27 protein-coding genes and 2 tRNA genes are annotated in these 26,112 nt (G+C 49.9%); 15 read left to right on the forward strand and 14 right to left on the reverse strand.

From position 1 onward, the window contains the following. The first annotated feature begins 144 nt into the window (after positions 1–144). Both METH5_RS0109485 and METH5_RS14935 read left to right on the forward strand, forming a co-directional pair. Positions 145–477 carry a hypothetical protein gene (locus METH5_RS0109485; protein ID WP_029148278.1) on the forward strand — a complete coding sequence of 111 codons (333 nt, stop codon included), beginning with the start codon at positions 145–147 and terminating at the stop codon, positions 475–477. Between the two features lie 194 nt (positions 478–671). Further along, positions 672–1,880 carry a cyclopropane-fatty-acyl-phospholipid synthase family protein gene (locus METH5_RS14935; protein WP_157381508.1) on the forward strand — a complete coding sequence of 403 codons (1,209 nt, stop codon included), beginning with the start codon at positions 672–674 and terminating at the stop codon, positions 1,878–1,880. A gap of 6 nt (positions 1,881–1,886) precedes the next feature. On the opposite strand, the gene METH5_RS14940 is transcribed toward METH5_RS14935, so the two are convergent. The 3 genes from METH5_RS14940 to METH5_RS0109505 form a co-directional block, all read right to left on the reverse strand. Next, positions 1,887–2,501, reverse strand: coding sequence for a sterol desaturase family protein (locus tag METH5_RS14940; RefSeq protein WP_051412922.1), 615 nt, complete (start codon positions 2,499–2,501; stop codon positions 1,887–1,889). Positions 2,502–2,521: 20 nt separating this feature from the next. Then, positions 2,522–3,172 carry a BON domain-containing protein gene (locus tag METH5_RS0109500; protein WP_029148279.1) on the reverse strand — a complete coding sequence of 217 codons (651 nt, stop codon included), beginning with the start codon at positions 3,170–3,172 and terminating at the stop codon, positions 2,522–2,524. Between the two features lie 143 nt (positions 3,173–3,315). After that, positions 3,316–3,966: a PEP-CTERM sorting domain-containing protein gene (locus tag METH5_RS0109505; protein WP_029148280.1), complete on the reverse strand. Its 651-nt coding sequence runs from the start codon at positions 3,964–3,966 to the stop codon at positions 3,316–3,318. A gap of 236 nt (positions 3,967–4,202) precedes the next feature. Between METH5_RS0109505 and METH5_RS0109510 the strand changes: the two genes are divergently transcribed. The 6 genes from METH5_RS0109510 to METH5_RS0109535 all read left to right on the forward strand — a co-directional run bounded on the left by METH5_RS0109510 (position 4,203) and on the right by METH5_RS0109535 (position 6,816). Next, positions 4,203–4,757, forward strand: a complete 555-nt coding sequence (locus tag METH5_RS0109510; RefSeq protein ID WP_029148281.1) for a hypothetical protein — start codon at positions 4,203–4,205, stop codon at positions 4,755–4,757. Between the two features lie 59 nt (positions 4,758–4,816). Continuing rightward, positions 4,817–5,182 (forward strand): BON domain-containing protein, encoded by a 366-nt coding sequence (locus METH5_RS14945; RefSeq protein ID WP_198290689.1) that lies wholly within the window; start codon positions 4,817–4,819, stop codon positions 5,180–5,182. A 33-nt stretch (positions 5,183–5,215) separates the two neighbouring features. After that, the gene (locus METH5_RS0109520) at positions 5,216–5,431 is read left to right on the forward strand and encodes a hypothetical protein (protein ID WP_029148282.1); all 216 of its coding nucleotides are present in this window, start codon (positions 5,216–5,218) and stop codon (positions 5,429–5,431) included. Positions 5,432–5,533: 102 nt separating this feature from the next. Beyond that, positions 5,534–5,926: a cupin domain-containing protein gene (locus METH5_RS0109525; RefSeq protein WP_029148283.1), complete on the forward strand. Its 393-nt coding sequence runs from the start codon at positions 5,534–5,536 to the stop codon at positions 5,924–5,926. Positions 5,927–6,039: 113 nt separating this feature from the next. Further along, positions 6,040–6,243, forward strand: coding sequence for a hypothetical protein (locus METH5_RS0109530; protein ID WP_029148284.1), 204 nt, complete (start codon positions 6,040–6,042; stop codon positions 6,241–6,243). Positions 6,244–6,423: 180 nt separating this feature from the next. After that, positions 6,424–6,816 carry a type I restriction enzyme endonuclease domain-containing protein gene (locus METH5_RS0109535; RefSeq protein WP_029148285.1) on the forward strand — a complete coding sequence of 131 codons (393 nt, stop codon included), beginning with the start codon at positions 6,424–6,426 and terminating at the stop codon, positions 6,814–6,816. 119 nt (positions 6,817–6,935) lie between these two features. Here METH5_RS0109535 and METH5_RS0109540 read toward each other — a convergent pair. Next, a tRNA-Met gene (locus METH5_RS0109540) sits at positions 6,936–7,012 on the reverse strand. Positions 7,013–7,173: 161 nt separating this feature from the next. On the opposite strand from METH5_RS0109540, the gene METH5_RS0109545 reads away from it, so the two are divergent. Next, a complete protein-coding gene (locus METH5_RS0109545) occupies positions 7,174–7,785 on the forward strand; it encodes an HD-GYP domain-containing protein (RefSeq protein WP_036307776.1) in 612 nt (203 codons plus the stop codon). A gap of 62 nt (positions 7,786–7,847) precedes the next feature. Here METH5_RS0109545 and ychF read toward each other — a convergent pair whose 3' ends face one another. Continuing rightward, positions 7,848–8,933, reverse strand: coding sequence for a redox-regulated ATPase YchF (ychF, locus tag METH5_RS0109550; RefSeq protein ID WP_029148287.1), 1,086 nt, complete (start codon positions 8,931–8,933; stop codon positions 7,848–7,850). A gap of 217 nt (positions 8,934–9,150) precedes the next feature. On the opposite strand from ychF, the gene METH5_RS0109555 reads away from it, so the two are divergent. After that, on the forward strand, positions 9,151–11,919 hold the full coding sequence (locus METH5_RS0109555; protein ID WP_029148288.1) for an EAL domain-containing protein: 2,769 nt from the start codon (positions 9,151–9,153) through the stop codon (positions 11,917–11,919). A 3-nt stretch (positions 11,920–11,922) separates the two neighbouring features. Here the strand turns inward: METH5_RS0109555 and pth are convergent, their stop codons facing one another. From pth to METH5_RS0109595, 8 genes are all read right to left on the reverse strand, one after another. After that, positions 11,923–12,495 carry an aminoacyl-tRNA hydrolase gene (gene pth / locus METH5_RS0109560; protein WP_029148289.1) on the reverse strand — a complete coding sequence of 191 codons (573 nt, stop codon included), beginning with the start codon at positions 12,493–12,495 and terminating at the stop codon, positions 11,923–11,925. 106 nt (positions 12,496–12,601) lie between these two features. Then, on the reverse strand, positions 12,602–13,210 hold the full coding sequence (locus METH5_RS0109565; protein WP_029148290.1) for a 50S ribosomal protein L25/general stress protein Ctc: 609 nt from the start codon (positions 13,208–13,210) through the stop codon (positions 12,602–12,604). 168 nt (positions 13,211–13,378) lie between these two features. Next, positions 13,379–14,314: a ribose-phosphate pyrophosphokinase gene (locus tag METH5_RS0109570; protein ID WP_036307779.1), complete on the reverse strand. Its 936-nt coding sequence runs from the start codon at positions 14,312–14,314 to the stop codon at positions 13,379–13,381. Between the two features lie 126 nt (positions 14,315–14,440). Continuing rightward, positions 14,441–14,517 (reverse strand) — tRNA-Gln (locus tag METH5_RS0109575). Between the two features lie 14 nt (positions 14,518–14,531). Beyond that, positions 14,532–15,431, reverse strand: coding sequence for a 4-(cytidine 5'-diphospho)-2-C-methyl-D-erythritol kinase (gene ispE / locus METH5_RS0109580; RefSeq protein ID WP_029148292.1), 900 nt, complete (start codon positions 15,429–15,431; stop codon positions 14,532–14,534). A 79-nt stretch (positions 15,432–15,510) separates the two neighbouring features. After that, positions 15,511–16,908, reverse strand: a complete 1,398-nt coding sequence (locus tag METH5_RS0109585; protein ID WP_232411009.1) for a carbonic anhydrase — start codon at positions 16,906–16,908, stop codon at positions 15,511–15,513. 75 nt (positions 16,909–16,983) lie between these two features. Further along, entirely contained in the window at positions 16,984–17,625 is a 642-nt protein-coding gene (gene lolB, locus METH5_RS0109590) for a lipoprotein insertase outer membrane protein LolB (RefSeq protein WP_029148294.1), read from the reverse strand. After that, entirely contained in the window at positions 17,625–19,331 is a 1,707-nt protein-coding gene (locus METH5_RS0109595; protein ID WP_232411010.1) for a tetratricopeptide repeat protein, read from the reverse strand. The genes lolB and METH5_RS0109595 overlap by 1 nt, the downstream gene beginning before the upstream one ends. Before the next feature lie 301 nt (positions 19,332–19,632). Between METH5_RS0109595 and METH5_RS0109600 the strand changes: the two genes are divergently transcribed. The 5 genes from METH5_RS0109600 to mutM are packed head-to-tail and all read left to right on the forward strand — an operon-like array spanning position 19,633 to position 24,598. Then, entirely contained in the window at positions 19,633–20,583 is a 951-nt protein-coding gene (locus tag METH5_RS0109600; protein WP_029148296.1) for an ATP-binding cassette domain-containing protein, read from the forward strand. Positions 20,584–20,618: 35 nt separating this feature from the next. Continuing rightward, positions 20,619–21,362 (forward strand): ABC transporter permease, encoded by a 744-nt coding sequence (locus METH5_RS0109605; protein ID WP_029148297.1) that lies wholly within the window; start codon positions 20,619–20,621, stop codon positions 21,360–21,362. Between the two features lie 29 nt (positions 21,363–21,391). Then, on the forward strand, positions 21,392–22,786 hold the full coding sequence (locus METH5_RS0109610) for a GldG family protein (RefSeq protein WP_029148298.1): 1,395 nt from the start codon (positions 21,392–21,394) through the stop codon (positions 22,784–22,786). Positions 22,787–22,817: 31 nt separating this feature from the next. Further along, the gene (locus METH5_RS0109615) at positions 22,818–23,741 is read left to right on the forward strand and encodes a DUF4340 domain-containing protein (protein WP_029148299.1); all 924 of its coding nucleotides are present in this window, start codon (positions 22,818–22,820) and stop codon (positions 23,739–23,741) included. A 5-nt stretch (positions 23,742–23,746) separates the two neighbouring features. Beyond that, positions 23,747–24,598, forward strand: coding sequence for a bifunctional DNA-formamidopyrimidine glycosylase/DNA-(apurinic or apyrimidinic site) lyase (gene mutM, locus METH5_RS0109620; protein WP_029148300.1), 852 nt, complete (start codon positions 23,747–23,749; stop codon positions 24,596–24,598). A gap of 20 nt (positions 24,599–24,618) precedes the next feature. Here mutM and METH5_RS0109625 read toward each other — a convergent pair whose 3' ends face one another. Beyond that, positions 24,619–26,079 (reverse strand): sensor domain-containing diguanylate cyclase, encoded by a 1,461-nt coding sequence (locus tag METH5_RS0109625; protein WP_029148301.1) that lies wholly within the window; start codon positions 26,077–26,079, stop codon positions 24,619–24,621. Positions 26,080–26,112: the final 33 nt, after the last annotated feature.

Genomic DNA, 26,112 nt, shown 5'->3' on the forward strand with positions numbered 1-26,112 from the left:
ACATAAGCACTTGTCTGCCCAACGTACGTTAGCGCACTGAGTATTGTGTGAGCAAGCATTAATCTGTTGCCTGAATGCTCCGAACCTCGAAGGAGTGAAGCCTGCACTTCGATTGCATCTGCTCATATTTCAGAAGGAACCATCATGACTAAAACACTCTCCTCGCTACTCATTATTCTTCTTATAGGCAGTCAAAGCTTATTAGCTGAGGCTCGCGATATAAAACCCAAATCCTGTGAAGGTCATCTTCAGTATAAAGAAATGGATGGAAACAACGATGGAGAAATTTCAAAAGCCGAGTTTCTAAAGTTTCATGAAGATCGTTTCGATAAGATCAAGCAAAAAAATGGCACGATCAACTTGGAGAAAGTTGATAAGGATGCACACAACAGTTCTATGAATAAAAAAGCACTAGGTACCACTTCTGATAATCCTGAGGTGAATGACAGGGATGCGACAAACGGAAGCAAATACTAGCTTGAGTTGATTTCGACTCGCGGAGCGTACTGATGAAAACTGTCAAAAAGCTACTGACTTTTAAAGTGTGGTCTGAAGATCCCTCCGCTTCAATGGTGAATATGCTTAGAAGCATCTTTGATCAATTTGATGGCCATTTGCAAATACAGTTATGGGATGGCCAGCGCGTCAATCTGGGCAGGCAAGCTGCGCCAGTGAATGGCAGCCCTTTTGTGTTGATTTTTCATACGCCTGCCATTCTTGAGACATTTCTCAAGCGCAAAGACCCCCTGACATTTGCCGAATCTTATTTTAAATGCGAGATGGACATAGAGGGTGACCTGGCAGCTTTGCTAGCCTTGCGAGAGCAGTTTAACCGGTTGCACTTCGATTGGCGGCTGAAAGGCCGGGCGCTAATCGATCAACTCATCAAGCAAGTGAGGCAACCGATCTCGTTTAGGCCTTTTCAGCTCACGCATTTAGCAGCCGCAAAAGAGGTACTTACGCATAGCCGAAACGAAAGCAAGCAATCCATTCAATTTCACTACGATGTCTCAAACGCATTTTATGCGTTGTGGCTCGATCCGAGGATGGTCTATTCCTGTGCTTACTTTCTCACCGAGACACAAGATATTGCCAGCGCCCAAACCGCCAAGCTCGATTTAATCTGCCGCAAACTACAGTTGACGAGAGGCGATGCTTTTCTGGACGTGGGTTGTGGCTGGGGTGCACTTATCCTCCATGCCGCCAGATACTATGGTGTGAAAGCGCATGGCGTCACATTGAGCTCACAACAGTATGACTATGCTCAGCAACAGATCAGAAAAGCAGGCTTGGTAGGGCGTGTCTCCGTGGAGTTACAAGATTATCGTGATATCCCTGGTCAGGCCCAGTACAATAAAATTGCGAGTGTGGGCATGTTTGAGCATGTGGGGATCAAAAATCTGGCTGCGTATTTTCAGACTATCCGGCACTTGTTAACGAGTGATGGCCTTTTCCTCAATCACGGCATCACTAGTGATACGAAGGGTTGGCCAAACAACCTTGGTCATACTTTTGTCAACCGTTACGTATTTCCAGACGGACAACTGGAAACAATCAGCCATATTCAAACCCTGATGGAATTGGCTGAATTTGAAATCATTGATGTGCAGTCAATGCGCAGACATTACGTGCTGACTTTAAAGAACTGGATTTCACAGCTGGTTAATCAGCACGAGCATGCACTTAAGCATGTCAGTGAGGCGACGTTCCGAATTTGGTTATCCTATATGACTGCAAGCCGCCTATCGTTTGAAAACGGTCACTTGGGTCTTTACCAGATACTGGTTGGCCACCGAACTTCTGATCACATGAAGCAACCGCTCACCAGAGACTATATGTCAGTAAAACCGCCAACTCGCCCAGCCATTTTGGATTTCTAAAGAGGACTATTCGCGCTGCAAATCAATATGCGCCGAATTCTCAAGGCTTTTGACAACGGGGGAATTGAAGTGAGTTCCCAGCACAACATCCCAAACGTTAGACGTCACTCCAAAAGAGTGATTTGAGGAAACATGATGCAAACAATGAATCACTTGCCTTTTGTTGAGCCATGCCAACCCTGAATTGGGCCAGTGGTGGATCGCATGATGTGTGACGGCATAAGCGAGATAGCCGATTAATAACCCTAGTGTAAAGCACGTTGCCACTTCAGCGGAGGCTGCCCAATACAGCGGCAAGTAGACGGTCAATCCAATCGCGCTCAAGCTGACCAAAGTGGCTGTACAAATCAATGCCTTTGGTTGCCGGTGGTGCTCGTGATGCCATTCGCAAAAGGGAGGCCATTGATGTAGCACCCAACGATGCAATACATATTCCATCAGCGTCCAGCTGAAACCGCCAAGTATTATGTAAAAGACAATAGATAGCGCTGACATCCTCACCGGGAAAAGGATCAGGGAACTCGTCATCAAGCCAATCAAGAGAGCATACACAGCAAAGTCCGCCATATAGGCGACTTTACTATGTTTTATGATGAGTAACTTTTGTAGTGGAGATTGCATACATTTTATAGCGGCCTGCGCTAGGCGACTTTAATCTCATTGATCACATTTTGGACACCAGGGGTGTTCCAAGCAGAGTGAAGAATAGCTTCACGCTCCTCCCAACTGCTCACATGACCTGCGAGCAGCACCTCTGTACCGTTGAGCTTAATAGAAACATGCTTTAACTCAGCTAATGCTCTCCGCTTTAAAACTTGCTCTATATCATCCCTCACGTTTTTCAACTTAACTTTGGGTTCTATTTTCAAGTGGTTACTGACCCCTGTCACACCTAACAAGTTACAAATTGCATATCCAAGATTCTGTTTCTGGTATGCCCATTCAACAAAACCCGTCAAAGTGATCCAACCTTTCTCAACCATCACTTGTACAGAGTTGTTGTGCAAATCGTTAGACCAGAGCAACACATTATTTGCCGATCTGGCGATATCAGAATCTGAACGCTCGAATCCCGCTAGCAATTGAACATGGATGTCTATCGCCAGGGCTTTTACGCCATGCACCCGTTTTGCGGCGTTTTCAGCACGCCATTTCTGGGCAAAGGTATCGACATATCCTGACAGGGTGACAATGCCCTCATGAACCTCAACCCCTATATGCGCAGCATTGACCGAAGGCTCCCAATGCAGCTCTTTCATCACATCTTCTTGGACTTGCAAGTCAGCTTTCACTATAGTCTCCAGTTGTATTTTGAGTCATCATGGTCTCTCCATCGTCAGTGCGGCTCAGTGCGATAGCGTACATTGCAGGATGCTTAATGCAAAAAAACGCCTGTTGAAAGGCGCTTTTGGAGTGGCAGCCAATTTTTTAGGAATTAATCATTCATCCGTTTGCCACTAATCAGCCCTAGCAAGCCCAAACCTAGCAGCATCATTCCATATGTAGAAGCCTCGGGGACTGTCGTTGCTGGACTAAAGCCCGCGGCATTAGAACCAATCCCATCGAGAATGCCGAAGTTACCTGGCTGATAATTGGTAGCGCTGGTACGAATTATCTGAATAAAGCTAGTCGTTCCCGGGGGAATATCAGCAATACTAACGGGGGAGAAGTTAAAACCGATCACTCCTGCCATCGTGCGATCAGCATACTGTGAATTTTCCGTCCCATTGCTAAACATATCAAACCCGGTGGCTGTTTGATAAACATTCACGACGCTACTCCCAAGGCTGCCGAAGTCAAACGCAGTCATGCGATCAATACCGTTTTGTGAGCTGGCATTGTTTGTAAATTGATAATAAAAGTCTAGACCGGTAGCCGTGCTGTACACTGCCGCACGGGCAGTGCCATTGTAACTAGCGTTACTTACCAACGTGGTGGCACTATCCAGCAAAGTCCCCCCAAATCCAGAAGCAACAATGTCTACATTTGCTGTGGGTAAGTTGACTAAGAGTGGGGTCGCGTATGCCTGTCCCAAACCTCCTGCGAATGCGAGTCCAACCAGAAAGTGCTTCATATTAGCTTGCATAATGTGCTCCTTTAAAGGGTGATGATAGAGCAATGGGGTCATTGATCTGGTTACATCTTCACGTAAAGAAAAAGCCTGTTCTGTGCGTTGACGCACGTTTAGCAAGAATCAAGCTCTACTATTGACGCGTGTCCCGTCTAGTTCTTTATGAGTGTTTCTGGTTCGGTAGCGAACAGACCCAGCGCGCGAAATCTTTGATTATGGTGAACATTATATTTCGTTGATTAAGGCGCCTCTTGAACTCATATCGCCACCATATTTCTGGGGTATTCGAACAGAAATTTAATGCTCGCTTAGTGAAAGATGACCTAATTAAAAAAGGAATCCTTGACTCACAGATTTCAATTACCAAGCACCTAACAAATACATTTGGGTCAGACCCAATCCCCCAGCCTGACAATCTCAGTGAAAGGTTGCTGGTGATGTCTTGTATTGGTGCTATCAGTGGCATATTTTTGGCCTGCCTGGTAGAGCTGGCCTTAGTCATCATGGATAAGAGTCTATTGCATTCCAGATGGGGCGTTTCAACTATGTTGTTGTTATGCTTAGGTATCATCATAGGCACCCTCACAGGAATGTTGGTGGGAGTAGTGATGAGAGATAGCCAGACAAATAATCACCAGCCTTTTAAGCCTCCAGCGAGGGGCTCTCAGTGGATACGCATGCTTATGGGCAATAAGAAAGTAATGCTCTCGGTGATGACCTACTCGATTGAACAAACTGCAATTGTAGTGGAGGTGATGCACCACTCAGCGCATGACTATTGCGACCTGAAGATACTCCCATCATGAACTTGCCAACGAGGATACTTGATCGTGCTCTTAAACAGAGGCTCTATTTTAGAATACAGATGATTGCAGTGTTCTGTATCGCAATTTCTGCTTGCAGCGACCCTGACGCCACCTCAGCACAGATTGCTGAAACTCACCGGCAATCAGACGGTACAGAGCGTAATCAGAGTGAGCATACTGTTCAGCTGGAAATCTGGGGAGAACAGAGCGCATTATCTGATGCATATATTACAAAAAAAATAAACAAAGCCTTTAAGAACGAAAAGCTACTGATAGACACGACTATACGTGTAGAAACAAGGTCGGGCGTAGTCACCTTAACAGGCTATGCCGATTCACTTGCGGTGAGCGAAAAGGCCTCGGATATCTGCAGACATATTGCAGGGGTCAAAAAAGTGGAAAACCTATTGATCATCTCTACATGAGCATACAAACCTTCTAACACTCAGGAGAAAAACATGGAATGGCGACTGATACAAGATCATTGGATGGAGCTTGAGTGTGTGATTCTCGATAACTGGGGGCGTCTGACAAAAGACAATGTTTATGATATTGCTGGCAAACGGGAAATACTCGCCAGCAAATTGCAGCAAATATATGGCATCAGCAAGCAGGAGGCCAATAAGCAAATCAATGTATTTGCCGAGACGGTACAAGACATCAAATACCATTAACATCATAGTGCATGACCTCACATGTCAGAGAGGAGTCTTATCGGCACTCTCAGGAACCACCTACCAGCAATGTGACGCTTCATGACGCTCAGGAAATCGTTTATGCATGGATACATCCAAAACCTTCAGCAAGCCAGTGTTATGAATACTGACTTCAGACGAGTCTTATACACGGGAAAGTATAGTCAATTACTACTGGTCTCACTAAAACCTGGTGAAGAAACTGGCTTTATAGTGCATATGCAGGATCAGTTCTTAGGGGTGGATAAAGGCATGGGACATATCATCATCAATGGCGTCACGACTGAGGTTGAGACGGGATACGCCATTATTGTCCCTGCCGGAGTCAATCACAACCTTATCAATACGGGAAAATTTGATTTAAAAGTACATTCAGTATATTCACCACCTAACCACTTAGATGGAACAGTCTGTCATCTGCGAGTGTATGCTGATGTCACGGAGCGGTTGTTTGATGGTGTGACAACAGAATAATCAAAGGGGTGTTGGCTAGCGAACAAACATGCTTAAAAATTATTTGTAAAGTAGCAAGACTGGCTTTTGAATTTCCAAGGGCCAGATTGATTTACAACATAAAGGATTAAGTCATGTCAATTTCCAATCAAGCCAGCGGATTGCATCAACAAGCAGCAAGCGATCATGAAGCGGCAGCGAAACATCATTTGAGTGCTTCTGAGAGTCATAACAAAAATAATGTTTCAGAGGCAAAAGAAAGTGCTAAAAAAGCGATGGAAGCCTGTAATGCAGCTCAAAAGAAAACTGAAACTGCCTGCAGCACGACTGCAAAATAGGCAAATATTTTTAAGTTCTGACTAGAGTCATCCCGCTGTGGCGGGATGACTGCTCACTTTCACTTTTTGAAAACTCACTATTTAACTAACAGGACTTGGAAAGCGCGACAGTTAATGGAATTGATTGATTTTTATTAGCATAAAATATATTTATTACGCTAAACATAGCGGTGATTGCAAATGCTAAGTTTTCCATTCATTAAGTCTAATAAGGCTCAATACGGTGAGCTGATTAAACTCAGTAAAGAGATTGTCCATGGTGACAGCGAGGCCGAGCGATTAAAACTAAGCACCCTGGAATTTGCTTTCTATACTGCGGTGGCCAATAACAACAGTGCTAAAGAACTCATGCAGCAAGACAAACTCAGGGAGTTAGCTGTGGTATTGCTGCAACGCGTGCGTGAAAATGCCAGTATAGATTGGACGATTAAGGAAAGTGTTAAAGCCAAACTGAAAGTGATCGTCAAACGCACGCTACGACAATTTGGATATCCGCCAGATATGGAGATATTGGCTACTGAAACTGTATTGAAGCAAGCTGAGATGATTACAACAGAATTAGAGCGTAATTAATTTCTTTAGCATTAGAGTCATTTTTTATTTCTTAGAAAAATGCGTAAAAATTAGTGGGCACAAGTTGGGCACGGTGCCCAAAAGAAAACGGCTTCCAATTCTGGAAGCCGCTTATTATTTGGTGGTGAAAGAGGGACTTGAACCCTCGACCCCAGGATTATGAATCCTGTGCTCTAACCAGCTGAGCTACATCACCATCTTTGAAAGACGGCGATTATAGCAGTTGTATCAGGGTAGGACAACATGCCTTTGTGACCTTTTTACTACGCATTTTCTTGATTTAACGCTGCCGGGGTTTTCAGTGATTTAATTTTGGGAGTATTCTAGCTTTTAAATCTAATAAAATTCGGAAAAACGATGAACGAGCCTGCTAGCAACCATCGTGGGGTGTTGCATTTGAGCAAGGTGTTTGCGGATGCGTTGCGCATGCGCGATGCCTATACGCGCTTGCATAGTGATCGGGTGATGTCGCTGTCTAAAGGGATAGGGCAGGCGATTGGTTTAAGCAGCAAAGAGCTGGACGCCCTGGAGTTGGGCGCCTGTTTGCATGATATTGGCAAGATTGTGGTGCCGGATGCGGTGTTGTTAAAGCCGAGTAAGCTGGATGAACGTGAGTTTGCGATCATGCAGTCGCATCCGTCGGTGGGGGCGGATTTAATTGAGGTGTATGAGCATGACGATGCGCATCGTATTGCCGATGTGGTGCGGCACCATCATGAGTGGTTTAACGGCAGCGGCTATCCTGGCCGTCTTGTCGGTGAGGCGATTCCGTTGTTGGCACGCATTGTGACGGTGGTGGATAACTACGATGCGATGGCGGTGCGGCGGGTGTATCAAGGCGCGAGGCCACATCATGAGATTATGCAGATTATGGAAAGTGAAGCCGGGACCAAGCTGGATCCTGAGATGTTTAAACGTTTCGTCCAGGTGATTGATGATCCACGTTATGCCATGTTCAAGGCATCTTGAGACGCGCATTAAAAAAGGCTGGAGAATTCTCCAGCCTTTTTGTGTGTTAGTGCAATGCGCGCTTAAACATTGAATCTAAAGTGCATCACATCGCCATCTTGCACGATGTATTCTTTGCCTTCGAGGCGCATTTTGCCTGCTTCTTGTGAGCCTTTTTCGCCTTTGTTTTTCACGTATTCATCATAGGCGATCACTTCGGCGCGGATAAATCCGCGTTCAAAGTCGGTGTGGATCACACCTGCGGCTTGTGGCGCGGTAGCGCCTTTTTTCACGGTCCAGGCGCGTACTTCTTGCACGCCAGCGGTAAAGTAGGTTTGCAGGCCTAGCAAGTCGTAAGCGGCACGGATGACGCGGTTAAGGCCTGGCTCTTCTTGGCCGAGTTCTTCTAAAAACAGCAGTTTGTCTTCTTCGTCCAGCTCTGAGATTTCACCTTCAATTTTGGCGCAAATGGTCACCACAGGCGCGCTCTCAGTTTTTGCCAGGGCCAGCACTTTGTCCAAATGCGGGTTGTTTTCAAAACCGCCTTCAATCACGTTGGTGATATACATCACTGGTTTGACGGTGATCAGGCACAGTGGCTTGAGCAAGTTGAGTTCATCTGCATCCAGGCCCAGTGTGCGTACGGCTTTGGCGTCGTTTAAGCACGGCACCACTTTTTCGAGCACTTTAATCAGGGCGATGGCTTCTTTGTCGCCACTTTTGGCTTTTTTGCCTTCGCGCTGCATGGTTTTTTCGACCGTTTCCATGTCGGCCAGGGCCAGCTCGGTGTTGATCACTTCAATGTCGGCCAGCGGGTCTATCTTGCCTGCGACGTGAATAACGTTGCCGTCTTCAAAGCAGCGCACGACGTGCGCAATCGCGTCTGTCTCGCGGATGTTAGCCAAAAACTTGTTGCCCAGGCCTTCGCCTTTGGAAGCACCTGCCACTAAACCGGCAATGTCGACAAACTCGACAATCGCAGGTTGTACTTTTTGCGGTTTAACAATGTCGATCAGCGGTTGCAGGCGTGGGTCTGGCACCTCGACGATGCCAACGTTGGGCTCGATGGTGCAGAAAGGGTAGTTTTCTGCGGCGATGCCCGCTTTGGTGATGGCGTTAAACAAGGTGGATTTGCCTACATTTGGCAGGCCGACAATACCGCATTTCATAGTGGATGAACCTTAGCGTGAGTATTGCCGCAGCATTATATTGCGGCAAAGATTGAATAAAACCAATATTTTACCGTTAGTATTGAGATAGAGCCAGAATCAATCTTGATTTGACACAAGTTGCCTACAAGATTTAAGTTTTATTATAAATAAACAAATGCACGACTGCGGGGGCATAATCATAAGCGTCGTGCGCCTTCCTGATTAAGGATGAGAAATGGTTCGTTTCAATATGGCATCATTGCAGCAGTTATTGTCGTCACGATGGATCGCTGCAGTGATCCTGCTGTGTGCTTTGCAGACTACCTTTTTACTGTGGATGAGCGAGCGTCATCATGCCGAGGCATTGCAGACGGTGAAGTTCAAGCAGTCGGTACTGTCTGCGTCTGAGGCCATCCAGCAGCGGCTCAATGCTTACCGGCAAATTCTCAAAGGGGTGGAGCAACTGTATATTTCATCACAGTTTGTTTCGGCCGAAGAGTTTCGGCTCTATGTAGACAACTATCTCAAAAGCACAGAATACAACAGCCTGAATGCGCTGGGCTTTATCAAATATATCCATCTGCAACATCCAGAAACCTTTAAAGACCTGGATATGCCGATTCAACAATTGCTCAAGCATCTGGAATTTATCAAAGGTGACGAAGAGGTGGCGCCGGTGTTGTATGTGGAGCCGCGCAATGATGCTAACCGCGAAACACTGCTTAAAAACACTTTTTTAGATGCGCAACTGCGTGCAGATTTGCTGGAGGCAGGTGATGGTGACCGCCTGGTGCTGTCTGGCCATTATGCCGCTAACACCAGCGTGCAGCCTTATAAAAACTATATTTTTCATGCGCCGGTATACCGTCAGCATGAGGGCATGCAAACGGGCGATCGCCGCCATTGGCTGAATGGCTGGGTGTTTTTACGCTTTGATGTCGCGGCCATGCTGGCCGAGGCGCTGCACCCGATGGAGCAACGCCTGGTACATTTTGATGTGTTTGACCACGGCCATGAAGAAGGCCAGGTGCCTTTGTATCACAGTGGCTCTGAGGATACGCATGTGCATGACAGCGAGGCCGAGTTTACGGTCGCGCATACTTTAAATGTGAGCGGGCAGGTGTGGCGTTTGCAGGCGCGGTCTACCCCGGCCTTTGAAGCCGCGACCGATTACCGTGATGCGAATGATATGGGCGTGCTCGGCGTGGTGATCAGCTTGTTGTTGGCGGGGTTGGTGCAGTTTGCCGTGGTGCGCCACCGCACGCGCAATGCGTTAGAAAAATATAACCTGGCACTCAATAGTAGCGAGCAGCGCTGGAAGTTTGCCATGGAAAGCACCGGCGACGGTGTGTGGGACTGGAATGTGCCGGAGTCTAAGGTGGTGTTTTCTGAGCATTGGAAAAAAATCCTGGGCTTTGCCGCGCACGAGCTCGACCATCAACCAAGCACCTGGAACCAGCGCATTCACCCGGATGATGCCCCCGCGGCGATGGACTTGCATCAGCAAGTGCTCGACGGTGAGCGTGAGCAATATGCGATTGAGTATCGCATGCTATGCAAAGACGGCAGCTGGAAATGGGTGTTTGACCGCGGCATGGTGCTGATGCACGACGATGATGGCAAGCCGACGCGCATACTGGGTACGCTGGCGGATATTTCAAAAATCAAGCAGTCAGAAGAGGTGGTTTGGCAATATGCCAACGTTGATACCCTGACTGGTTTGCCTAACCGACGCCTGTTTTTTGACCGGCTGGATCAGGCACTGCATGCGGTTAAAAACCATAGCCAAAAACTGGCGATTATCTTTTTAGACCTCGACCGCTTTAAAGAGGTCAATGATACCCAGGGGCATGATCAGGGCGACAAATTGCTGTTGCAGGCGGGCAAACGCCTGTTAGGCTGCGTTGGCAATAATGACCTGGTGGCCAGGCTGGGCGGTGACGAATTTGTGCTGATGTTGAATGACGCGCATGCCAGCCATGTAGAGGCACTGGCGCAACGGGTGCTGGAGGCATTGTCGCAGCCGTTTCAGCTGGATGACACGCATGCTTATGTTTCAGCCAGCCTGGGCATTGCGATTTTTCCAGACGATGCCGGTAATAAAGAAGACCTGATGAAGCGTGTAGATCAGGCCATGTATGCCTCTAAGCAAAAGGGCGGTAACTGCTTTACTTATTTCACGCCGCGCATGCAGCAGAATGCAGAAAATCGCATGCGCTTGTCGCAAGATTTGCGCCAGGCCATCAGCAACGACGAGTTTTTTCTTGAGTATCAGCCAGTGGTTGATTTGCAGACTAATATGGTAGTGAAAGCCGAAGCCTTGTTGCGTTGGCAGCACCCGGTCAAAGGGCTGATTCCGCCCATGGAGTTTATCTGCATTGCCGAAGATAATTTGCTGATTGTGCCGATCGGTGAGTGGGTGTTTAAAACGGCGATTGCGCAGTGTCGGCAGTGGCGCCAGACCTTGCATCCTATGTTTCAACTGGCCGTGAATAAATCGCCGGTGCAATTTGCCACCGAGCACAGAAAGAATGAAGACTGGCTGTTTGAAATGGCCAAAAACCATCATGAGGGCAATATGCTGGTGGTGGAAATTACCGAGCGCTTATTGTTAGATGCCAGCTCGCAAGTGAGTGAGCGCCTGGCGCAATATCAGCGGGCCGGGGTGCAGGTTGCGCTGGACGATTTTGGCACCGGCTATTCTGCCTTGTCTTACCTGAAAAAATTCCCCATCGACTATGTCAAAATTGACCGTTCGTTTGTGCGTGAGCTGGGTAGCTCTAACCAGGATGCCGCCTTGTGTCGCGCCATCATCATGATGGCGCATAGCCTGGGCATGCAGGTGATTGCCGAGGGCATTGAAAACCAGCGCCAGTTGCGCATGTTGCAAGAGATGGGCTGCGACTTTGGCCAGGGGTATTACTTCTCACCACCGTTACGCCCGGAGGCGTTTACCCTCTGGCATCATGAGTGGCACCAGTCCCGGGCGGTAATGTCGCGTTAATGATTATTTGCTGTGCAGTTGCAGCATGGCTTTTTCAAATTGGCCTTGAGCCAGCAGGTCGCTGATGGTGGTGGCTTTGATGATGCTGTCATCCATGGCTTGCTGCTCGTCTTTGCCTGCCGCTTTCAACACAAAATTCACCACCTCAGCCTTATTGCCAGGATGACCGATGCCGATGCGTAAGCGCCAGTAATCGGGGGTGCCCAACGCCGCGTGAATATCGCGCAGACCATTATGGCCGCCATGACCACCGCCGAATTTAAGTTTAGCCTGGCCTGGCGGCAGATCCAGCTCGTCATGCACCACCAGCACTTCTGCGGGCTGGATTTTGTAGTAATTGGCAATGGCGGCAACTGATTTGCCGCTGGCATTCATAAAGGTGCTGGGTTTGAGTAGCCATTTGTCGCTATGCGGTTGCCATTTGCCAGCGATGCCAAACAGTTTGGCTTCTGCGGCAAGGCGGCTGCCGGACTGCTGGGCCAGTAAATCCACCAGCCAAAAGCCGGCATTGTGGCGGGTCATGGTGTATTTTTCTCCCGGGTTACCCAGGCCAACAATTAGTTTTATTCCACTCATATTTGCGTATTGACGATTTAGCTCAGACGGGCGCACAAAACATGCACCAAAAAAAACGCGCACAGGATTGTGCGCGTTTATTGTAGCGGATAACCGCCGGGCCTGCTTAGGCTGCTGGTGTTTCTTCAGCAGCTTCTTCGCTACCACCACGTGGTTTAGCAATGGAAACCACGGCCGCGTCATCACCGTGTGCCAGTTGCACAAACTCAATGCCTTTTGGCAATTTGATTTCAGACAAGTGGATAGAGTGACCCGCTTCCAGTTTAGCCAGGTCAACTTCGATAAACTCTGGCAAGTCTTTAGCCAGGCAGCTGACGTCTGCTTCAGTCTGGATGTGGGAAATGTTGCCACCGCCGGTTTTAACGCCAGGGGCTACATCTTCATTTACAAAGTGGAAAGGCACTTTCACGTGGATTTTCTCAGTCGCAGACACGCGCTGGAAATCGATGTGCTGAATCGTGTTGCGTACTGGGTGCAGTTGATAGTCACGCAGCAAAACGCTTTCAGCTTTGCCATCCAGCACCAGGCTCAGGATAGACGCGTGAAACGCTTCATGGCGGAACTCCATGAACAATTCTTTGTGGTTCAACTCGATAGACACAGCGGCTTGATCACCACCGTAAACCACACCAGGCACGCTGCCAGCGCGACGCAGGCGGCGGCTCGCACCCGTACCTTGAACGTCACGTTTGACGGCTTTAATTTCGATACTCATAAGAGAAACTCCTAAAAACGCCTTAGTCAGGCGGTACTGCACTAAAATCCACTTGCCGCGACCAGCAGGTGGGGTAAAAAAATTCTTTTTTGGGTTATGAATTCATCCATATCCATCGTTATGATTGATGGATGATTAATCCATGCTCTACATTGTATTTATGTACTTTTAGTCCATAAATAAGGAAGAAACAGATTCTTCCTGGCTGATGCGCTTGATGGTTTCTGCCAGCAAGGTCGCCGCACTCAGTTGGCGAATTTTGCTACAGGCCAAGGCTCCAGCATTTAATGCAATGGTGTTGGTGACGACCAGCTCATCGAGTGCAGAAGCTGAGATGCGTTCACCCGCACCGCCAGACAACACCGGGTGGGTAGCGTAGGCCACCACTTTGGTGGCGCCACGGTCTTTCAAGGCGGCAGCGGCTTCACACAAGGTGTTGGCGGTATCCACCATGTCATCCATGATGACGCAGGTGCGGCCTTCCACTTCACCAATAATATTCATGACCTTGGCAACGTTGGCTTTCGGGCGACGTTTGTCGATAATCGCCAGGTCGGCATTCAATTGCTTGGCGGCTGCACGCGCACGTACCACGCCGCCCACGTCTGGTGAAACCACCACCAGGTTTTCATTATCTTGTTTGGCCAGGTCTTCGAGCAAAATCGGCGTCGCATAAATATTATCGACCGGGATATCGAAGAAGCCCTGAATCTGGTCCGAGTGCAAGTCCATGGTCAGCAAGCGGTTGACACCGACGCTGGTCAGCATATTGGCAACCACTTTGGCGGTAATCGCCACCCGGGCAGAGCGTGGACGTCTGTCCTGGCGCGAATAGCCCAGGTAAGGGATGGCTGCGGTAATACGGCCAGCAGAAGAGCGGCGCAGCGCATCGACCATGACCATGACTTCCATCAGGCTGTCATTGGTTGGGTAGCTGGTAGACTGCAATACAAACACGTCGCGGCCGCGGACATTTTCCAGCAGCTCCAACATGATTTCACCGTCTGAAAATCGGCCAACATCGGCACGCCCTAATTCAATGCCCAAATGCTTGGCAACTTCTTGTGCCAGTACCGGATTGGCATTGCCGGTAAATACCATCATGTTGGCGTTACTCAACGTTGTACCCTTTTTTAGCGATGACGATGTCTTGAAACCTGATTCCAGTCACGTGGCCGGAATCTATAAAAAATTTAAGCGTGTAAATCGTTAAATCTACACGCTTATGTTTGGCTGAGGAGGAAGGATTCGAACCTTCGCATGCCGGAATCAAAATCCGGTGCCTTAACCAGCTTGGCGACTCCCCAATAACTTGTCTTACTCACACGCTTTTTGTGTCTGGGTCTTCATCGGTGACCGAAGCAAAAAGCGGATGGTATTTTAACCCTTTTGACCAAAAACCAGAAGTGTTTTTTGGTCTATTTTCAATCAATTCGTACGCTTTTTTTTCACTATCCACGGCCACGAACACCGAAGCACCAGAACCACTCATACGGGCATCGCCGTATTGTTTTAACCAGTGCAATGTCGTCGCAACTTCAGGATACTGCTCACAAACGACGGCTTCCATATCGTTTCTGACTTGCTGCCAGAAGGCGCCGGAATTAGCCCCGTTTGAAAAGTCCGCTATTCTCAATGGTTTCGAGTCTCTTGTCAATGCTTGGTGCGCAAATATTTTTGCGGTTGGCACCTCTACCTGCGGCGTGATCACGACATAGTATTTTTCGAGCATGGCAGGCGGTAGCGACACGGCGACTAAGCGTTCACCAACGCCTTCTGCCCATGCGGTTTGGCCAAAAATAAACACCGGCACATCTGCACCTAAACTGAGCCCGATTTGCATCAGTTGCTGTCTGGAGTAACCTAATTGCCATTGCTGGTTGAGTGCCATGAGCACGGTCGCGGCATCTGAGCTGCCGCCGCCCAGCCCGCCGCCCATGGGGGTGCGCTTAATGCACCTGATGTCTGCACCCAGCGTCGTGCCGCTGGCTTGTTGCAAGGCGCGTGCAGCGCGTATGGTTAAATCTTGCTCGGGCGGCACGCCAGGCAACGGATTGACATGCAATAGTTGGCCATCTTGACGCACGCCTATATGCAGTTCGTCGCCGTGGTCTAGCAGTAAAAACACGCTTTGCAACGCATGGTAACCGTCAGTGCGGCGGCCAGTGATATGCAGAAACAGGTTGATTTTGCAGGGGGCAGGGTAGGTGAGTAATTCCATGCCCGCTATTGTAAAGCATGGCTATGCACAGCAGTCATGCTTATTGTCGCGCTGGTGCTTTGCCTGCCAGCAGGCGGCTTTATTCCAGAATCATGCGGCCTTGGCTATCTTGCAGTGGGCGTTGGTTGGGCGCACCTATGGCTTGCTGCAAACTGCCCAGCTGAAATTTAGATACTTTAAGCACTTCTTTCATGATCACCCATTGCACACCCTCTGTGCATGGTGGCGCGGTTAGCGAGCCACTATAGCGGTAATACGCTGGCTTGGCTGGCATCAGGTCGGCGGGTGTCACGCGTATCGCCAATGGTTTGCTTTGCTCTTTTTCTTTGGGCAGGCTGCCTAGCAGTTTTTCCAGTCCGGCATGGGTGCTGCCTTCTTCTAGCATGACGGCAATAATGACGCGATGCCCGGCTTTGTCTTCATGCACCATTTGCAGTTCGGCCGCATAAGACTTTTGTTTGATCTGGTGTTCGCTAGGCACATGCACGCTGATATATTTAAGCTGATAAGGCTTTTGATCGAGCACCATCATATTGCCTGTGCCCGCATCCATGATTAGGCTGTGGTCTTTGAGCACAATATTTTTGAGCGGAAACTTCTGCAAGCGTTTAATCGGTTTGAGCGCTGCTGTGATCGTGTTGTCGATATTAATCGGCGATTGCTGGCTACCGGCATTGCACACCGCGTAGTCAGGATTCAGGCTGCCCCATTTGTCAGGGCCGTGTGGGCCGCTATAGGCCCAGGATTGATCATTGAGCTTGTCGGTTTTGGCCGGTTTATCTTTGTCTTTACTATCCGCGCCTTTGTCGGTTTTGCTGGCCGCCGCTGGTTTCGCCGCCGCAGTTTTATCTTCAGCAGGTTTGGTGGCAGATTTGGCTTCGCTAGCCGTTTTTTCTTCAGGTTTGGCGCTGGTTGCTGGTGCAGCAGCAGGCTCGGCGATGCTGTCAGGCGCAGCGGGTTTGTCTTTGCTGCTGGCCACCGCCGGAACAACCGGATTGGCCGCGCGGCGGGCAGCCGCTTCAATGCGCTGCTTCTCTTTGGTTTGCCATTTGCACACATATTGTTGCGCGACTTCTACTTCAGACTCTGGCAGCGGCTCAATAAAGTCAGCTTGCTTGGCCGTGGTGCCCGCAGAATAGACCAGCTCTTCGTCATCGTATTGAAACACCTGGATAGTCGCGGCTTTGCGCTTGTCGCAATCAAAATACCAGAGCGCTTTGGCATGGTTGTAAACGCGGTCTACCGATTCGACGTTTTTTTGCGGGTTGCGGTAATCCACTTTTACCCAGGCTTTGATATAAGGTTTTTCTTCAAGCAAAGACTGTTTATCTATCATCAGCTGGTTGTCATCTGTTTTTTTGATCGACAGCCATTGGGAGGCATGGCCGTGGCCGGGCATGAGGCCCAGCAGCAGCCACAGGCTAGCAGCCAGCCAGATGCGATGGTGATAAGAGGGGGTGACAAGATAACAGCTCATAGTGCCATTATCGACGTCTGGCGCTGAATCTTTAATCAGCCTGGTGCTCTGCTAACTAAGCATATTCACGGGTCTTTACCAGTGCTGAATCACCAGTTTCAGGCGCACATCCTGCTGTTGCAGGCGCGTGGTGTAAGGTAGTTGTTCCAAGGTGCCATTGAGTGCGGTTTGGCGATAGTCGTCATAGTCAATCTGCCATTGATCCTGTGTCAGGCTGGCCGGGGCGCCATTCTCCAGGTAGTTAGCCTGAAATGGGCTGGTCTGGTGGGGCGTGCCTAATATCCACTGGCTCAACCCTGCCAGAGGCAAACGCCAGCCCAGCAAGCGCTCAGTCAGGCTGGCCACATCGGCCGCGGCATGCTGTTTACCACTTTGGTCGGTCAGGGTCACTGATTGTGGGGTGCGATGAATCAACGCCACTTGTTGCCCCAATGGGCTAAAAATGCGCATGGTGTCTTCTTGCGCATCATGTTGCCACTCCAGTCGTGCGGTGTAGCCTTTGCCTGCATATTGCACCGCCAGTTTGGCCTCTAGCGCAAATTGTTTGGTCGCTTGCAGTCGCTGTATGCGTTGCTGGGCGGCATTGGTGGCTGTGGTCTGGGTGGGCGGTGCTGGTAGCGTGCTGCAGCCAGCGATCGCCAAGCCAAACAGGCCAGCCATCACTTGGCTGGCCGTGCGTGATCTCCAGCCTAAAGAAAATGGCAGTGCGGCCTGCATTACAGGGCAGATTTCAGTTTTTGCGCAGTGGCCACCAGGACGTCGTTATCAGGGTTGGCCGAGAGTGCCTGGTCCAAAATAGTTTGTGCTTCGTCACGCTGGCCTTGTTTCCACAATACTTCAGCCAAATGCGCCGCAATTTCAGGGTCCTGCTGAATGGTGTAAGCGCGGCGCAACTCTTCCGTCGCATGTCCTAAATCACCCAGGCGGTAATAGACCCAGCCCAAGCTGTCCATGATGTAGTGGTCTTCTGGCGAAAGTTTAGTCGCCGTTTCAATCAGGCTCTTGGCTTCCATCAGTTTGATATTGCGGTCGGCGTAAGAATAGCCGAGGGCATTGTAGGCGGCTGCCATGTCCGGTTTGGTTTTAATCACCTTATATAAGGTTTCTTCCATGATGTCGAACTTGCCTTTGCGCTCAGCATTTAACGCATAGTCGTATAGCAGCTCCGGGCTGTCCGGGAAACTTTGCACGGCTTTGCCCAGCAACGCATAGGCTTCATCGGTACGTTTGGCCTGGTTGAGCAGCAAGGCCTCGTTTTGAATCACCACCGCTTGTTGCTCCGGCGTTAAGCCGTCCACATTATCCAGCATGGTGATTGCAGCATCTATGCCGTCACGGCGCGCAATGATGGCGGCAGATGCCAGGCGCCCTGCCAAGAACTGTTCGCCATCGGTGATTTTTTCAAACCATTGCAAGGCACGCGCATCGTCTTTTTGTTCAGCGGCCGAGCGGCCCAGATTGAAATACAGTTTGTTCGGCTCTTTAAAGCCGACCTCCAGCCCGTGTTGCAGGTAGCGGTCGGCAAAGCTATATTCTTTGGCATCCAGCGCCAGCAGGCCGACAATAACGTTCATTTCTGGATTGTTTTTATGGCGCTCGAGCAATTTGGTGAACTCTACTTTGGCGTCCGTGCTGTTTTTTTGTACCAGCAACGCGCGCGCAAGTGCCAGGCGAATCTGGTCGGCTTCGGGGTAGGTGTTTAAAAAGTCACGATAAAACGCAATGCCTTTTTGCGGATCTTGCTCGCTGAGCATCTGGCCGCGGATTTGTGCAGGTGGCTCCCAGCCCGGGCGCAGCTTGGAGGCCTCTTTGAGTTCAGCGACCATCAGGCTTTCGTTATGGGCAAAGTAGGCCGCTTGCGAGACAGCAAAGTGCGCTTCTGGTAGTTTTGGATAAGGCTTGGCCAGTTGCTGAATCGCTTCCAGCACGCTGGTTTTGTCGGTAACGCGCATCATCAGGCTGTTTAGTTCCATAAAGGCGTTCGGCCGGATACTGTCGTTAGCGAGTACTTTCTGAATCTGCGGAATGGCCTTTTTCAAGTTGCCATTGGCAATCAGCAACTGGCTGGCGGTTTGCGCGGCAGGAATCGAATCTGGTGCCAGTTCTGACCATAACTCTGCCGAAGGCAGCGCCAGTTGCGGTGTGCGGGCAATGGTGGCGGCTTGGGTCGCGCGCTCTGCCAGCAGCGGGTCGCGCGTTTGTTTGGCTAAATCGAGGAATAACTGGCCTGCCAGTACAAATTCGCCACGTTGGGCCGCCACTTCACCCAGCAGATATTTATAGACAAATTCTGCCGTGGGGGTGGTGATGCTAGGGGAACTGCTGGCTGACCAGGCCGGCGTTGTCAGCAATGCCAGGCAAAGCGCTAGGGTTGTGCGGCGCTTTGCAGTAGGTTTGAGCGTGAAGCGGCTGGTTTGGGGCATACTGAATTCCTGTTTAGTTGGTCTGTTGATGAGCAGTGTCATGGCTGTGATAAGGTGCCTGGTTTGTGATGCTGATTTTTTGTTTAGTCCGTGACAGTTGCTGCAAGTTCATCCATAATGTGCGATTTGTAACTGAATTGTAATTGACGCTTGAGCGCAGCTTGAAACGTCATGCTACAACAGCAGTACCACTTTAGCACTATAACTTTTTGATGAAATCTTTGTCTAGGGATTTACTGGCCGGCGGTGGTTCTGTCGGCGCCTCACAGTGGTCTTTAGTCGGTAGGTGTGTGAAAAAATCATGGCAAATTTAACAGTTGAAGCAATTGAGTTGACCCGTTTGTATGGTGGCCGTGCTGCGGTCAGCGACGTAACGTTTAATCTGCAACAGGGGCAGGTGCTAGGCTTTTTAGGGCCTAACGGTGCTGGTAAATCGACCACCATGAAAATGTTGACCGGTAATCTGGCACCCAGTGCCGGTAGTGTCAAAATCTGTGGCATTGATATGATAGAGCATCCCAAAGAAGCCAAGGCATTGATTGGCTACCTGCCGGAAATGCGCCCCTTATATAAAGAATTCACGGTCGATGAGTATCTGACCATCGCCGCCCGCCTGCACAACGTGACTGGCAAACAGATTAAAAAAGCGGTGGAGCATGCCAAAGAGCGTTGCGGGCTCACCCACATGAGCAAGCGTCTGATCGAAAACCTGTCTAACGGCTACCAGCAACGTGTGGGTATTGCGCAGGCGATTATTCATAACCCGATGGTGGTGATTCTGGATGAGCCGACCGTGGGCCTGGACCCGATTCAGATTCGTGATATTCGTGCCCTGATCAAAGAGATTGGCCAGGCGCATAGCGTGATTGTGTCTACCCATATTTTGCCCGAAGTAGAAATGGTGTGTGACCATGTGCAGATTATTGATAAAGGTAAGCTGGTGTTTAACGGCGGCATTGAGGTACTCAAGCAGCAGCGCATAGGCAATAAGCTGCTGGTGGGCTTGCGCCAGGCGCCGGATGCCGCACAGCTGATGGCAATTGCTGGCGTGGCCGAGGTAGAACCGGCTGATGGCTTGTGGCGCATTCGCTTTCATGAAGGCAGCCAGCCGCATGAGGCGATCGTGCAGGCAGCGGTGCACAACGGTTGGGGCTTGTATCATATTGCGCCAGACCAGACCAGCCTGGAAGATGTGTTTGTGCAGCTGACTTACCACGAGACCGCGAGTGCAGATGAGGCCAAAGCGGCTTAAGCCCGCAGTTCAAGTGTAGACGGAAAGATTTAAGTATGTTGAATATTGCAAGAAAAGAACTTAAAAGTATGTTCGCCTCACCAATGGGGTGGATTATTTTGGCATTGCTGACCTTCGCGTTTGGCACCTATTACCTCAACGGCGTAAACAATTACTTTGAAGTGATGTCTGGCTCAATTCGTCCGGCAGAGCGCATTGGCGTGACCCAGTTTGTGGGTCAAACCGTGTATGGCCTGGCGTCTTTTATCATGCTGTTTGCGGTGCCCCTGCTGTCAATGCGCTTGATTTCCGAAGAGCGCCGCAGTCAGACCATGCCGTTTTTGTTTAGTGCGCCGTTGTCTATCAGTGAAATCGTGGTCGGCAAGTTTTTAGGCCTGGTGGTGTTTTTAAGCATCTTAGTGGTCTATATCGCGGTGATGCTGACCACATTGAATATTTGGGCCGATATTGATTTTGGCTATATTTTTGCCAATTCGCTGGGTTTACTGTTGCTGGTGTCGAGCTTTGCTGCCTTGGGCCTATATTTTTCCAGCCTGACGGCACAGCCAATTATTGCGGGTATCCTGAGTTTTATTGCCTTGTTTGTGTTGATGATTCTGGATCGCTTTTTTGCCGGTGACCCGACCAGCACCATGCTCAAATTTTCACTGATGCGTCATTTTCAGTCGTTTGGCGGTGGGTTGATTGATACCGCTGACCTGGCCTATTTTGGCCTGTTTATCCTCACTTTTATTACCCTGACGATTCGTCGTCTGGATGCAGATCGTTTGCGCGGTTAAACGCGACCTTGTTTTGAGCTGAATGCATTATGAAAATTAACCGTAAATTTAGATGGCAACTGTTGGCACAAAACTGGATGTTTGTGCTGGTGTTTTTGGCGCTGGTGGTGATGCTGGGGTATTTGTCCGGCCAATATCGCTGGGCCAGAGATATTACCCAGGCCAACCGTAATATCCTCACTCAGGGCAGCATCAATGTGCTCAAGCAAATGGACGGTGATGTCAATATCACCGTGTATGCGACCAATGATGATGCCAATAATGGCGACACTTTCCGTAAGGGCATGCTGGACTTTGTGGCCCGCTATCAGCGCGAAAAGAAAAATGTCTTTATCACGTTTATTAATCCGTCAGAAGAGCCAAAACTGGCGCAAGAGGCGGGTGTAAAGGTCGATGGCGAAACCATTGTGGAATATAACAAGCGGTCTGAGCATATTTCACCGCCGTTTGCTGAGCAGGAAATGACCAACTTGCTGGTGCGCCTGTCGCGGACCAATAATCAGCCGGTGATGTATCTGGATGGCCATGGTGAGCGTTTGCTGCAAGGCCTTAAGAACCATGACCTGGGTGAGTTTGGCAAGCAGCTCGAAAGCAAGGGCTTTAAATTTGCCAACCCTGATCTGACCATTGCCCAGGCGGTGCCTGCCAATGGCGCCATGCTGGTGATTGCGGCGCCGCAAGTGGATATCAGCGCGGTAGAAGCGAAAAAGATCAAAGCGTATATTGAAGCAGGCGGCAACGTATTGTGGCTGCTGGATGACGATAACCTACATGGTTTGCAAGACGTCGCCGAGTATCTGGGCATTAAAGTGTCCGCCGGCATCGTGGTGGATAAAGCGGCCGAGCAATATGGTGCTGACCCGAAAATGGCCTTTGCCAGCTTGTATGGCGACCATGCGATTACGCGTAACTTTATGTTGCGCACAGTTTTCCCGGAGGCGCATCAGATTGATGGCCAGGCCTCGGATGATTTGGGCTGGAAAGTCGGGCGTTTGATCGACGTTGCACCCAATGGCTGGTTGGAGTCAGACAAGATTCCAGCAGGCGCGCAAAACCTCAAGGTGAGTTTTGATCACGGCAAGGACAAGGCGGGCCCGATTAACGTGGGCGTGGCACTAGAGCGCGAATACGGTAAAAAAGGCCAGCGCGTCGTCGTCATCGGCAATGCAAACTTTCTGGCTAACACCTTTATTACCAACGGCGGCAACCTTGATTTGGGCATTAACATCATTAACTGGTTGGCTGGCGATGATCGCCTGATTACCATACAACCCATGCCACTCAAAGACATTAACGTGTCGATTCCAGCCACAGACCAGGGTCGCCTGGTTGCCTGGTTAGTGTTTCATGCTTTCCAGTACCTGATTCCAGTCGGTTTGTTTGTGGCAGGCTTGTTTTTATGGTGGAAGCGCCGTAAGGCTTAATCTCTAACGATCTGGCTGTCGGAGTGGCGTCATGAAAAAAAGATGGATATTGAATCTGTTGTTATTGGCAGTGGTGGTTGGTATTGCCGTGTTTTTACATTTAAAACCACAAGAACAGGCGCAGTCTGCCAGGTTTGAAGTCTCCAGCCTTAAAATGGCCGACTTTAATGCCGTAAAGGCTGAGTTTCCAGCCAAGGCGCCCACCATGTTTGAGAAACAGGATGGCTACTGGATGATGCGCAAGCCGTATCCGGCACGCGCAGACCAGGCATCAGTGCAACGGGTGATGTCTATCATTGCGGCCACCACCATGACCAAGTTGCCATTGCTGGATGCCGCTAAATACGGGCTGGATCAGCCCGTATTAAAATTAACGCTGTCTGGCAGCAAAGGTGACCAGGTATTCACGTTTGGTACGTATAACCCGGTGTCAGAAGAGCAATATGTGGGCTATGCGGGCCAGGTGTACTTGCTGCCGGGGCAATATAGCGAGGCGGCCTCTACGCAACCGATTGAAATGGTTGATAAAGCACCGTTGTCACCCGCTGAGCGCAAGCAGCTGGCAGGCTTTGACCTCGCGCATTTAGAGCAATGGGAAGAAAATGCACTCAAAGTACAGATGTCAAATGAAGGCAAATGGGCTGTGAACGATGCGCACGCCAAGCCCACCCAGAATGAAATGAACGAATGGATGGACTTTAGCTGGGCGCAAGCGCAAGCAACCTCTGTTGAGTTTTATACACCAGACCGCAAGCAGCCTTATCCTTCGTTTGAAGTGTTGTTGCGCAACGGTAAAAAGGTCCATTTTGATAAAGTGCAAGAGTCGCCAGAGTATCTATTGGCGCGCCCGGATGAAGGCATTATCTATCACTTTACCAATGACACTGGCTTTACCATGGTGAATCCGCCGGTGAATATCCAGGCACCAAAAAGCCAGCCACCTAAAAGTCAATAATCAGCATGCCTGAATTACCCGAGGTTGAGGTCACGCGGCGCGGTTTACTGCCCGTAGAAGGCGCACAAATCGCGCAAGTGACCATCCGTCATCATGGCTTGCGCTGGCCGATTCCCGCCGATTTGCCACAGCACTTGCAAGGCCGGCGTGTGCTCAAACTTACCCGTCGCGCCAAATATATTCTGGCCGAGATTGGCACTACCGAATGTGAAGGCGTACTGCTACTGCATTTGGGCATGTCTGGTCGCTTATGTTTGCTCGAGCGTGATTTCCCGGCTGAAAAACATGATCACTTTGATCTCCGCTTTGAAGATGGGCGCGTGATTCGCTTGCGCGATCCTCGTCGCTTTGGTGCGGTATTATGGTTAAGCGGTGACCCGATGCAACATGCCTTGCTAAGCAGTTTGGGGCCTGAGCCTTTAGAGGCTGCCTTTAACGCCGAACATTTATATCAGCACACGCGTACGCGCAGTGCGGCAATTAAAACCACTATCATGGATGCGCACCTGGTGGTTGGGGTGGGGAATATTTATGCCAGTGAGTCGTTGTTTCGGGCACGTATACACCCTGAAACGCCTGCCAAAGCGCTCACGCTGGCGCAATGTGCGTTGCTGGTGCAAGAGATCAAGCTGACTTTGCAGGCCGCGCTAGAGGCGGGTGGTAGCAGTTTGCGTGATTTTTTTGGCGCCGATGGTAATCCAGGTTATTTTCAGCAGACGTATACCGTGTATGGCCGCACTGGTGAGCCGTGCCGCGTATGCGCCAAACCGATTTTGAATATCCGGCTTGGCCAGCGTTCTACTTTTTATTGTGAGCATTGCCAGCCGCGCGTGGCTGGGCTTAGTGCTAAAAAATAAGTCAGCGACTTTAAGCCACGTTATGTCGTGGCTTCTTCGTCAGGCTCTGGTTTGATGCAGTTACGCCCGGCACGTTTGGCGGCGTAAAGATGATGGTCTGCCCGTTCTACCACCTGGCCTAATAGTTCGTCCGTTTGCATCTCGGCCAGACCCGCACTCACGGTGATGTGCACCACTTTGTTGTTAAAGTGAAATTGCAAGCCAGCCACCGCCGAGCGTATCAGCTCGGAAATGTCTCTGGCGTGCTGCAAGTCGCAACCTGAGAGCAGCACTAAAAACTCTTCGCCACCCCAGCGGCACACCACATCTTCTTCACGCACATGCGACTTGATCAGCTGTGCCACGCGCGTGAGGACACGGTCGCCCGCCTCATGGCCGTAAGAGTCGTTGACTAGCTTGAACAAGTCAATATCGAGTAGCACCAGTGATAGTGACTCGTCACGGCGCTTGCCGCGCGCCACCGCCTGCTTAAAGTAAAACTCGAATACCTGACGGCTGGTGACGCCGGTCAGCTTATCCTGGGTCGCCATCATCTCCAGTTTGTCGTGATAGCCACGCACTGCAAAATGCGCCAGCGCCAGCACGATCATACTAATGACCACCGCCACGGCCAGGTTGATCAAAAAGGCCGTTTCGATGCGATGCGAGCTCGGGTCGTTGACTTGCTCGACGATTAAATACCAGTCAAACTCAGGCACCAGGCGGCTATTGAGGTACAACATATTGCCGCCGCTGGTTTTAAACGAAAAAGAAGCGCTAGGCGAGGTCAATACTTTGAGAAAAGCTTTATCCAGCCCGGATTTGTTTTGCAAATGCAACTCTGAGCGATATTGGCTGCTTTGCAGCATGACTTCACCCTGGCGGTTCACAAAGTAGATTTCACGGCCATAGCGTTTCTGGTAGTTTTCAATCAGTTCCACCACGGTTTGCAGTGACAAGCCGACGCCAATCACGCCAATAAACTTGCCCGATTTGTCTTCAATGCGATAGTTAACAAAAATACTCAGGCGTTTTTTGTCTGCGGTGTCGCGGTCAATGTTGATGACATAAGGGTTATGTGAATTTCTGGCCTCAAAATACCAATGATCGTCTGGGTTTGCTGGTGAGACACGCTTTAATACCCCTGATGGATGGTAATAGTTGCCTGAGCTTTCAGACACGAAAAATGCGGTGATGGTGTTATATTTTTTCTGGATTTGTGCCAGGTAGCTGGTCATTCTATTGGCGTCTTGTTCGCCATTGTTGATCCAGTCAAACACAAACACGTCATTGGCCATCAGTGACGAAATCAGGAGTGGTTGCAGCAGGTCGCGCTGGATTTCCGAGTAGATATTGTCGCTGGTCAGTGGCAGCATTTCTTGCTGCAGGCGGTCTGTCAGCGAGTCTTTGGCGACAAAGTAACCAATCAGGCTGGTTGCCACAAAGCCAATCAGCACGATAGCGCTTAGGAGTAGAGTGTAGTAACGCTTGTTAACGACCATAAATGTTCAATTACCTGAAGGCGGATCATGCTC

The sequence above is a fragment of the Methylophilus sp. 5 genome (genome assembly GCF_000515275.1).
Classification (GTDB): Bacteria; Pseudomonadota; Gammaproteobacteria; order Burkholderiales; family Methylophilaceae; genus Methylophilus.

Bases quoted from the DNA above. Each gene is read 5' to 3' on its own strand.
- mutM (WP_029148300.1), top strand. From the start codon at position 23,747: ATGCCTGAATTACCCGAGGTTGAGGTCACGCGGCGCGGTTTACTGCCC.
- METH5_RS0109570 (WP_036307779.1), bottom strand. From the start codon at position 14,314: ATGATGGTATTTACCGGCAATGCCAATCCGGTACTGGCACAAGAAGTT.
- METH5_RS0109610 (WP_029148298.1), top strand. From the start codon at position 21,392: ATGAAAATTAACCGTAAATTTAGATGGCAACTGTTGGCACAAAACTGG.
- METH5_RS14945 (WP_198290689.1), top strand. From the start codon at position 4,817: ATGATTGCAGTGTTCTGTATCGCAATTTCTGCTTGCAGCGACCCTGAC.
- METH5_RS0109520 (WP_029148282.1), top strand. From the start codon at position 5,216: ATGGAATGGCGACTGATACAAGATCATTGGATGGAGCTTGAGTGTGTG.
- ychF (WP_029148287.1), bottom strand. From the start codon at position 8,933: ATGAAATGCGGTATTGTCGGCCTGCCAAATGTAGGCAAATCCACCTTG.
- METH5_RS0109505 (WP_029148280.1), bottom strand. From the start codon at position 3,966: ATGCAAGCTAATATGAAGCACTTTCTGGTTGGACTCGCATTCGCAGGA.
- METH5_RS0109625 (WP_029148301.1), bottom strand. From the start codon at position 26,079: ATGGTCGTTAACAAGCGTTACTACACTCTACTCCTAAGCGCTATCGTG.
- METH5_RS0109535 (WP_029148285.1), top strand. From the start codon at position 6,424: ATGCTAAGTTTTCCATTCATTAAGTCTAATAAGGCTCAATACGGTGAG.
- pth (WP_029148289.1), bottom strand. From the start codon at position 12,495: ATGAGTGGAATAAAACTAATTGTTGGCCTGGGTAACCCGGGAGAAAAA.
- ispE (WP_029148292.1), bottom strand. From the start codon at position 15,431: ATGGAATTACTCACCTACCCTGCCCCCTGCAAAATCAACCTGTTTCTG.
- METH5_RS0109485 (WP_029148278.1), top strand. From the start codon at position 145: ATGACTAAAACACTCTCCTCGCTACTCATTATTCTTCTTATAGGCAGT.
- METH5_RS0109600 (WP_029148296.1), top strand. From the start codon at position 19,633: ATGGCAAATTTAACAGTTGAAGCAATTGAGTTGACCCGTTTGTATGGT.
- METH5_RS0109565 (WP_029148290.1), bottom strand. From the start codon at position 13,210: ATGAGTATCGAAATTAAAGCCGTCAAACGTGACGTTCAAGGTACGGGT.
- METH5_RS0109525 (WP_029148283.1), top strand. From the start codon at position 5,534: ATGCATGGATACATCCAAAACCTTCAGCAAGCCAGTGTTATGAATACT.
- lolB (WP_029148294.1), bottom strand. From the start codon at position 17,625: ATGCAGGCCGCACTGCCATTTTCTTTAGGCTGGAGATCACGCACGGCC.
- METH5_RS0109555 (WP_029148288.1), top strand. From the start codon at position 9,151: ATGGTTCGTTTCAATATGGCATCATTGCAGCAGTTATTGTCGTCACGA.
- METH5_RS0109585 (WP_232411009.1), bottom strand. From the start codon at position 16,908: ATGAGCTGTTATCTTGTCACCCCCTCTTATCACCATCGCATCTGGCTG.
- METH5_RS14940 (WP_051412922.1), bottom strand. From the start codon at position 2,501: ATGCAATCTCCACTACAAAAGTTACTCATCATAAAACATAGTAAAGTC.
- METH5_RS0109530 (WP_029148284.1), top strand. From the start codon at position 6,040: ATGTCAATTTCCAATCAAGCCAGCGGATTGCATCAACAAGCAGCAAGC.
- METH5_RS0109595 (WP_232411010.1), bottom strand. From the start codon at position 19,331: ATGCCCCAAACCAGCCGCTTCACGCTCAAACCTACTGCAAAGCGCCGC.
- METH5_RS0109545 (WP_036307776.1), top strand. From the start codon at position 7,174: ATGAACGAGCCTGCTAGCAACCATCGTGGGGTGTTGCATTTGAGCAAG.
- METH5_RS0109605 (WP_029148297.1), top strand. From the start codon at position 20,619: ATGTTGAATATTGCAAGAAAAGAACTTAAAAGTATGTTCGCCTCACCA.
- METH5_RS0109615 (WP_029148299.1), top strand. From the start codon at position 22,818: ATGAAAAAAAGATGGATATTGAATCTGTTGTTATTGGCAGTGGTGGTT.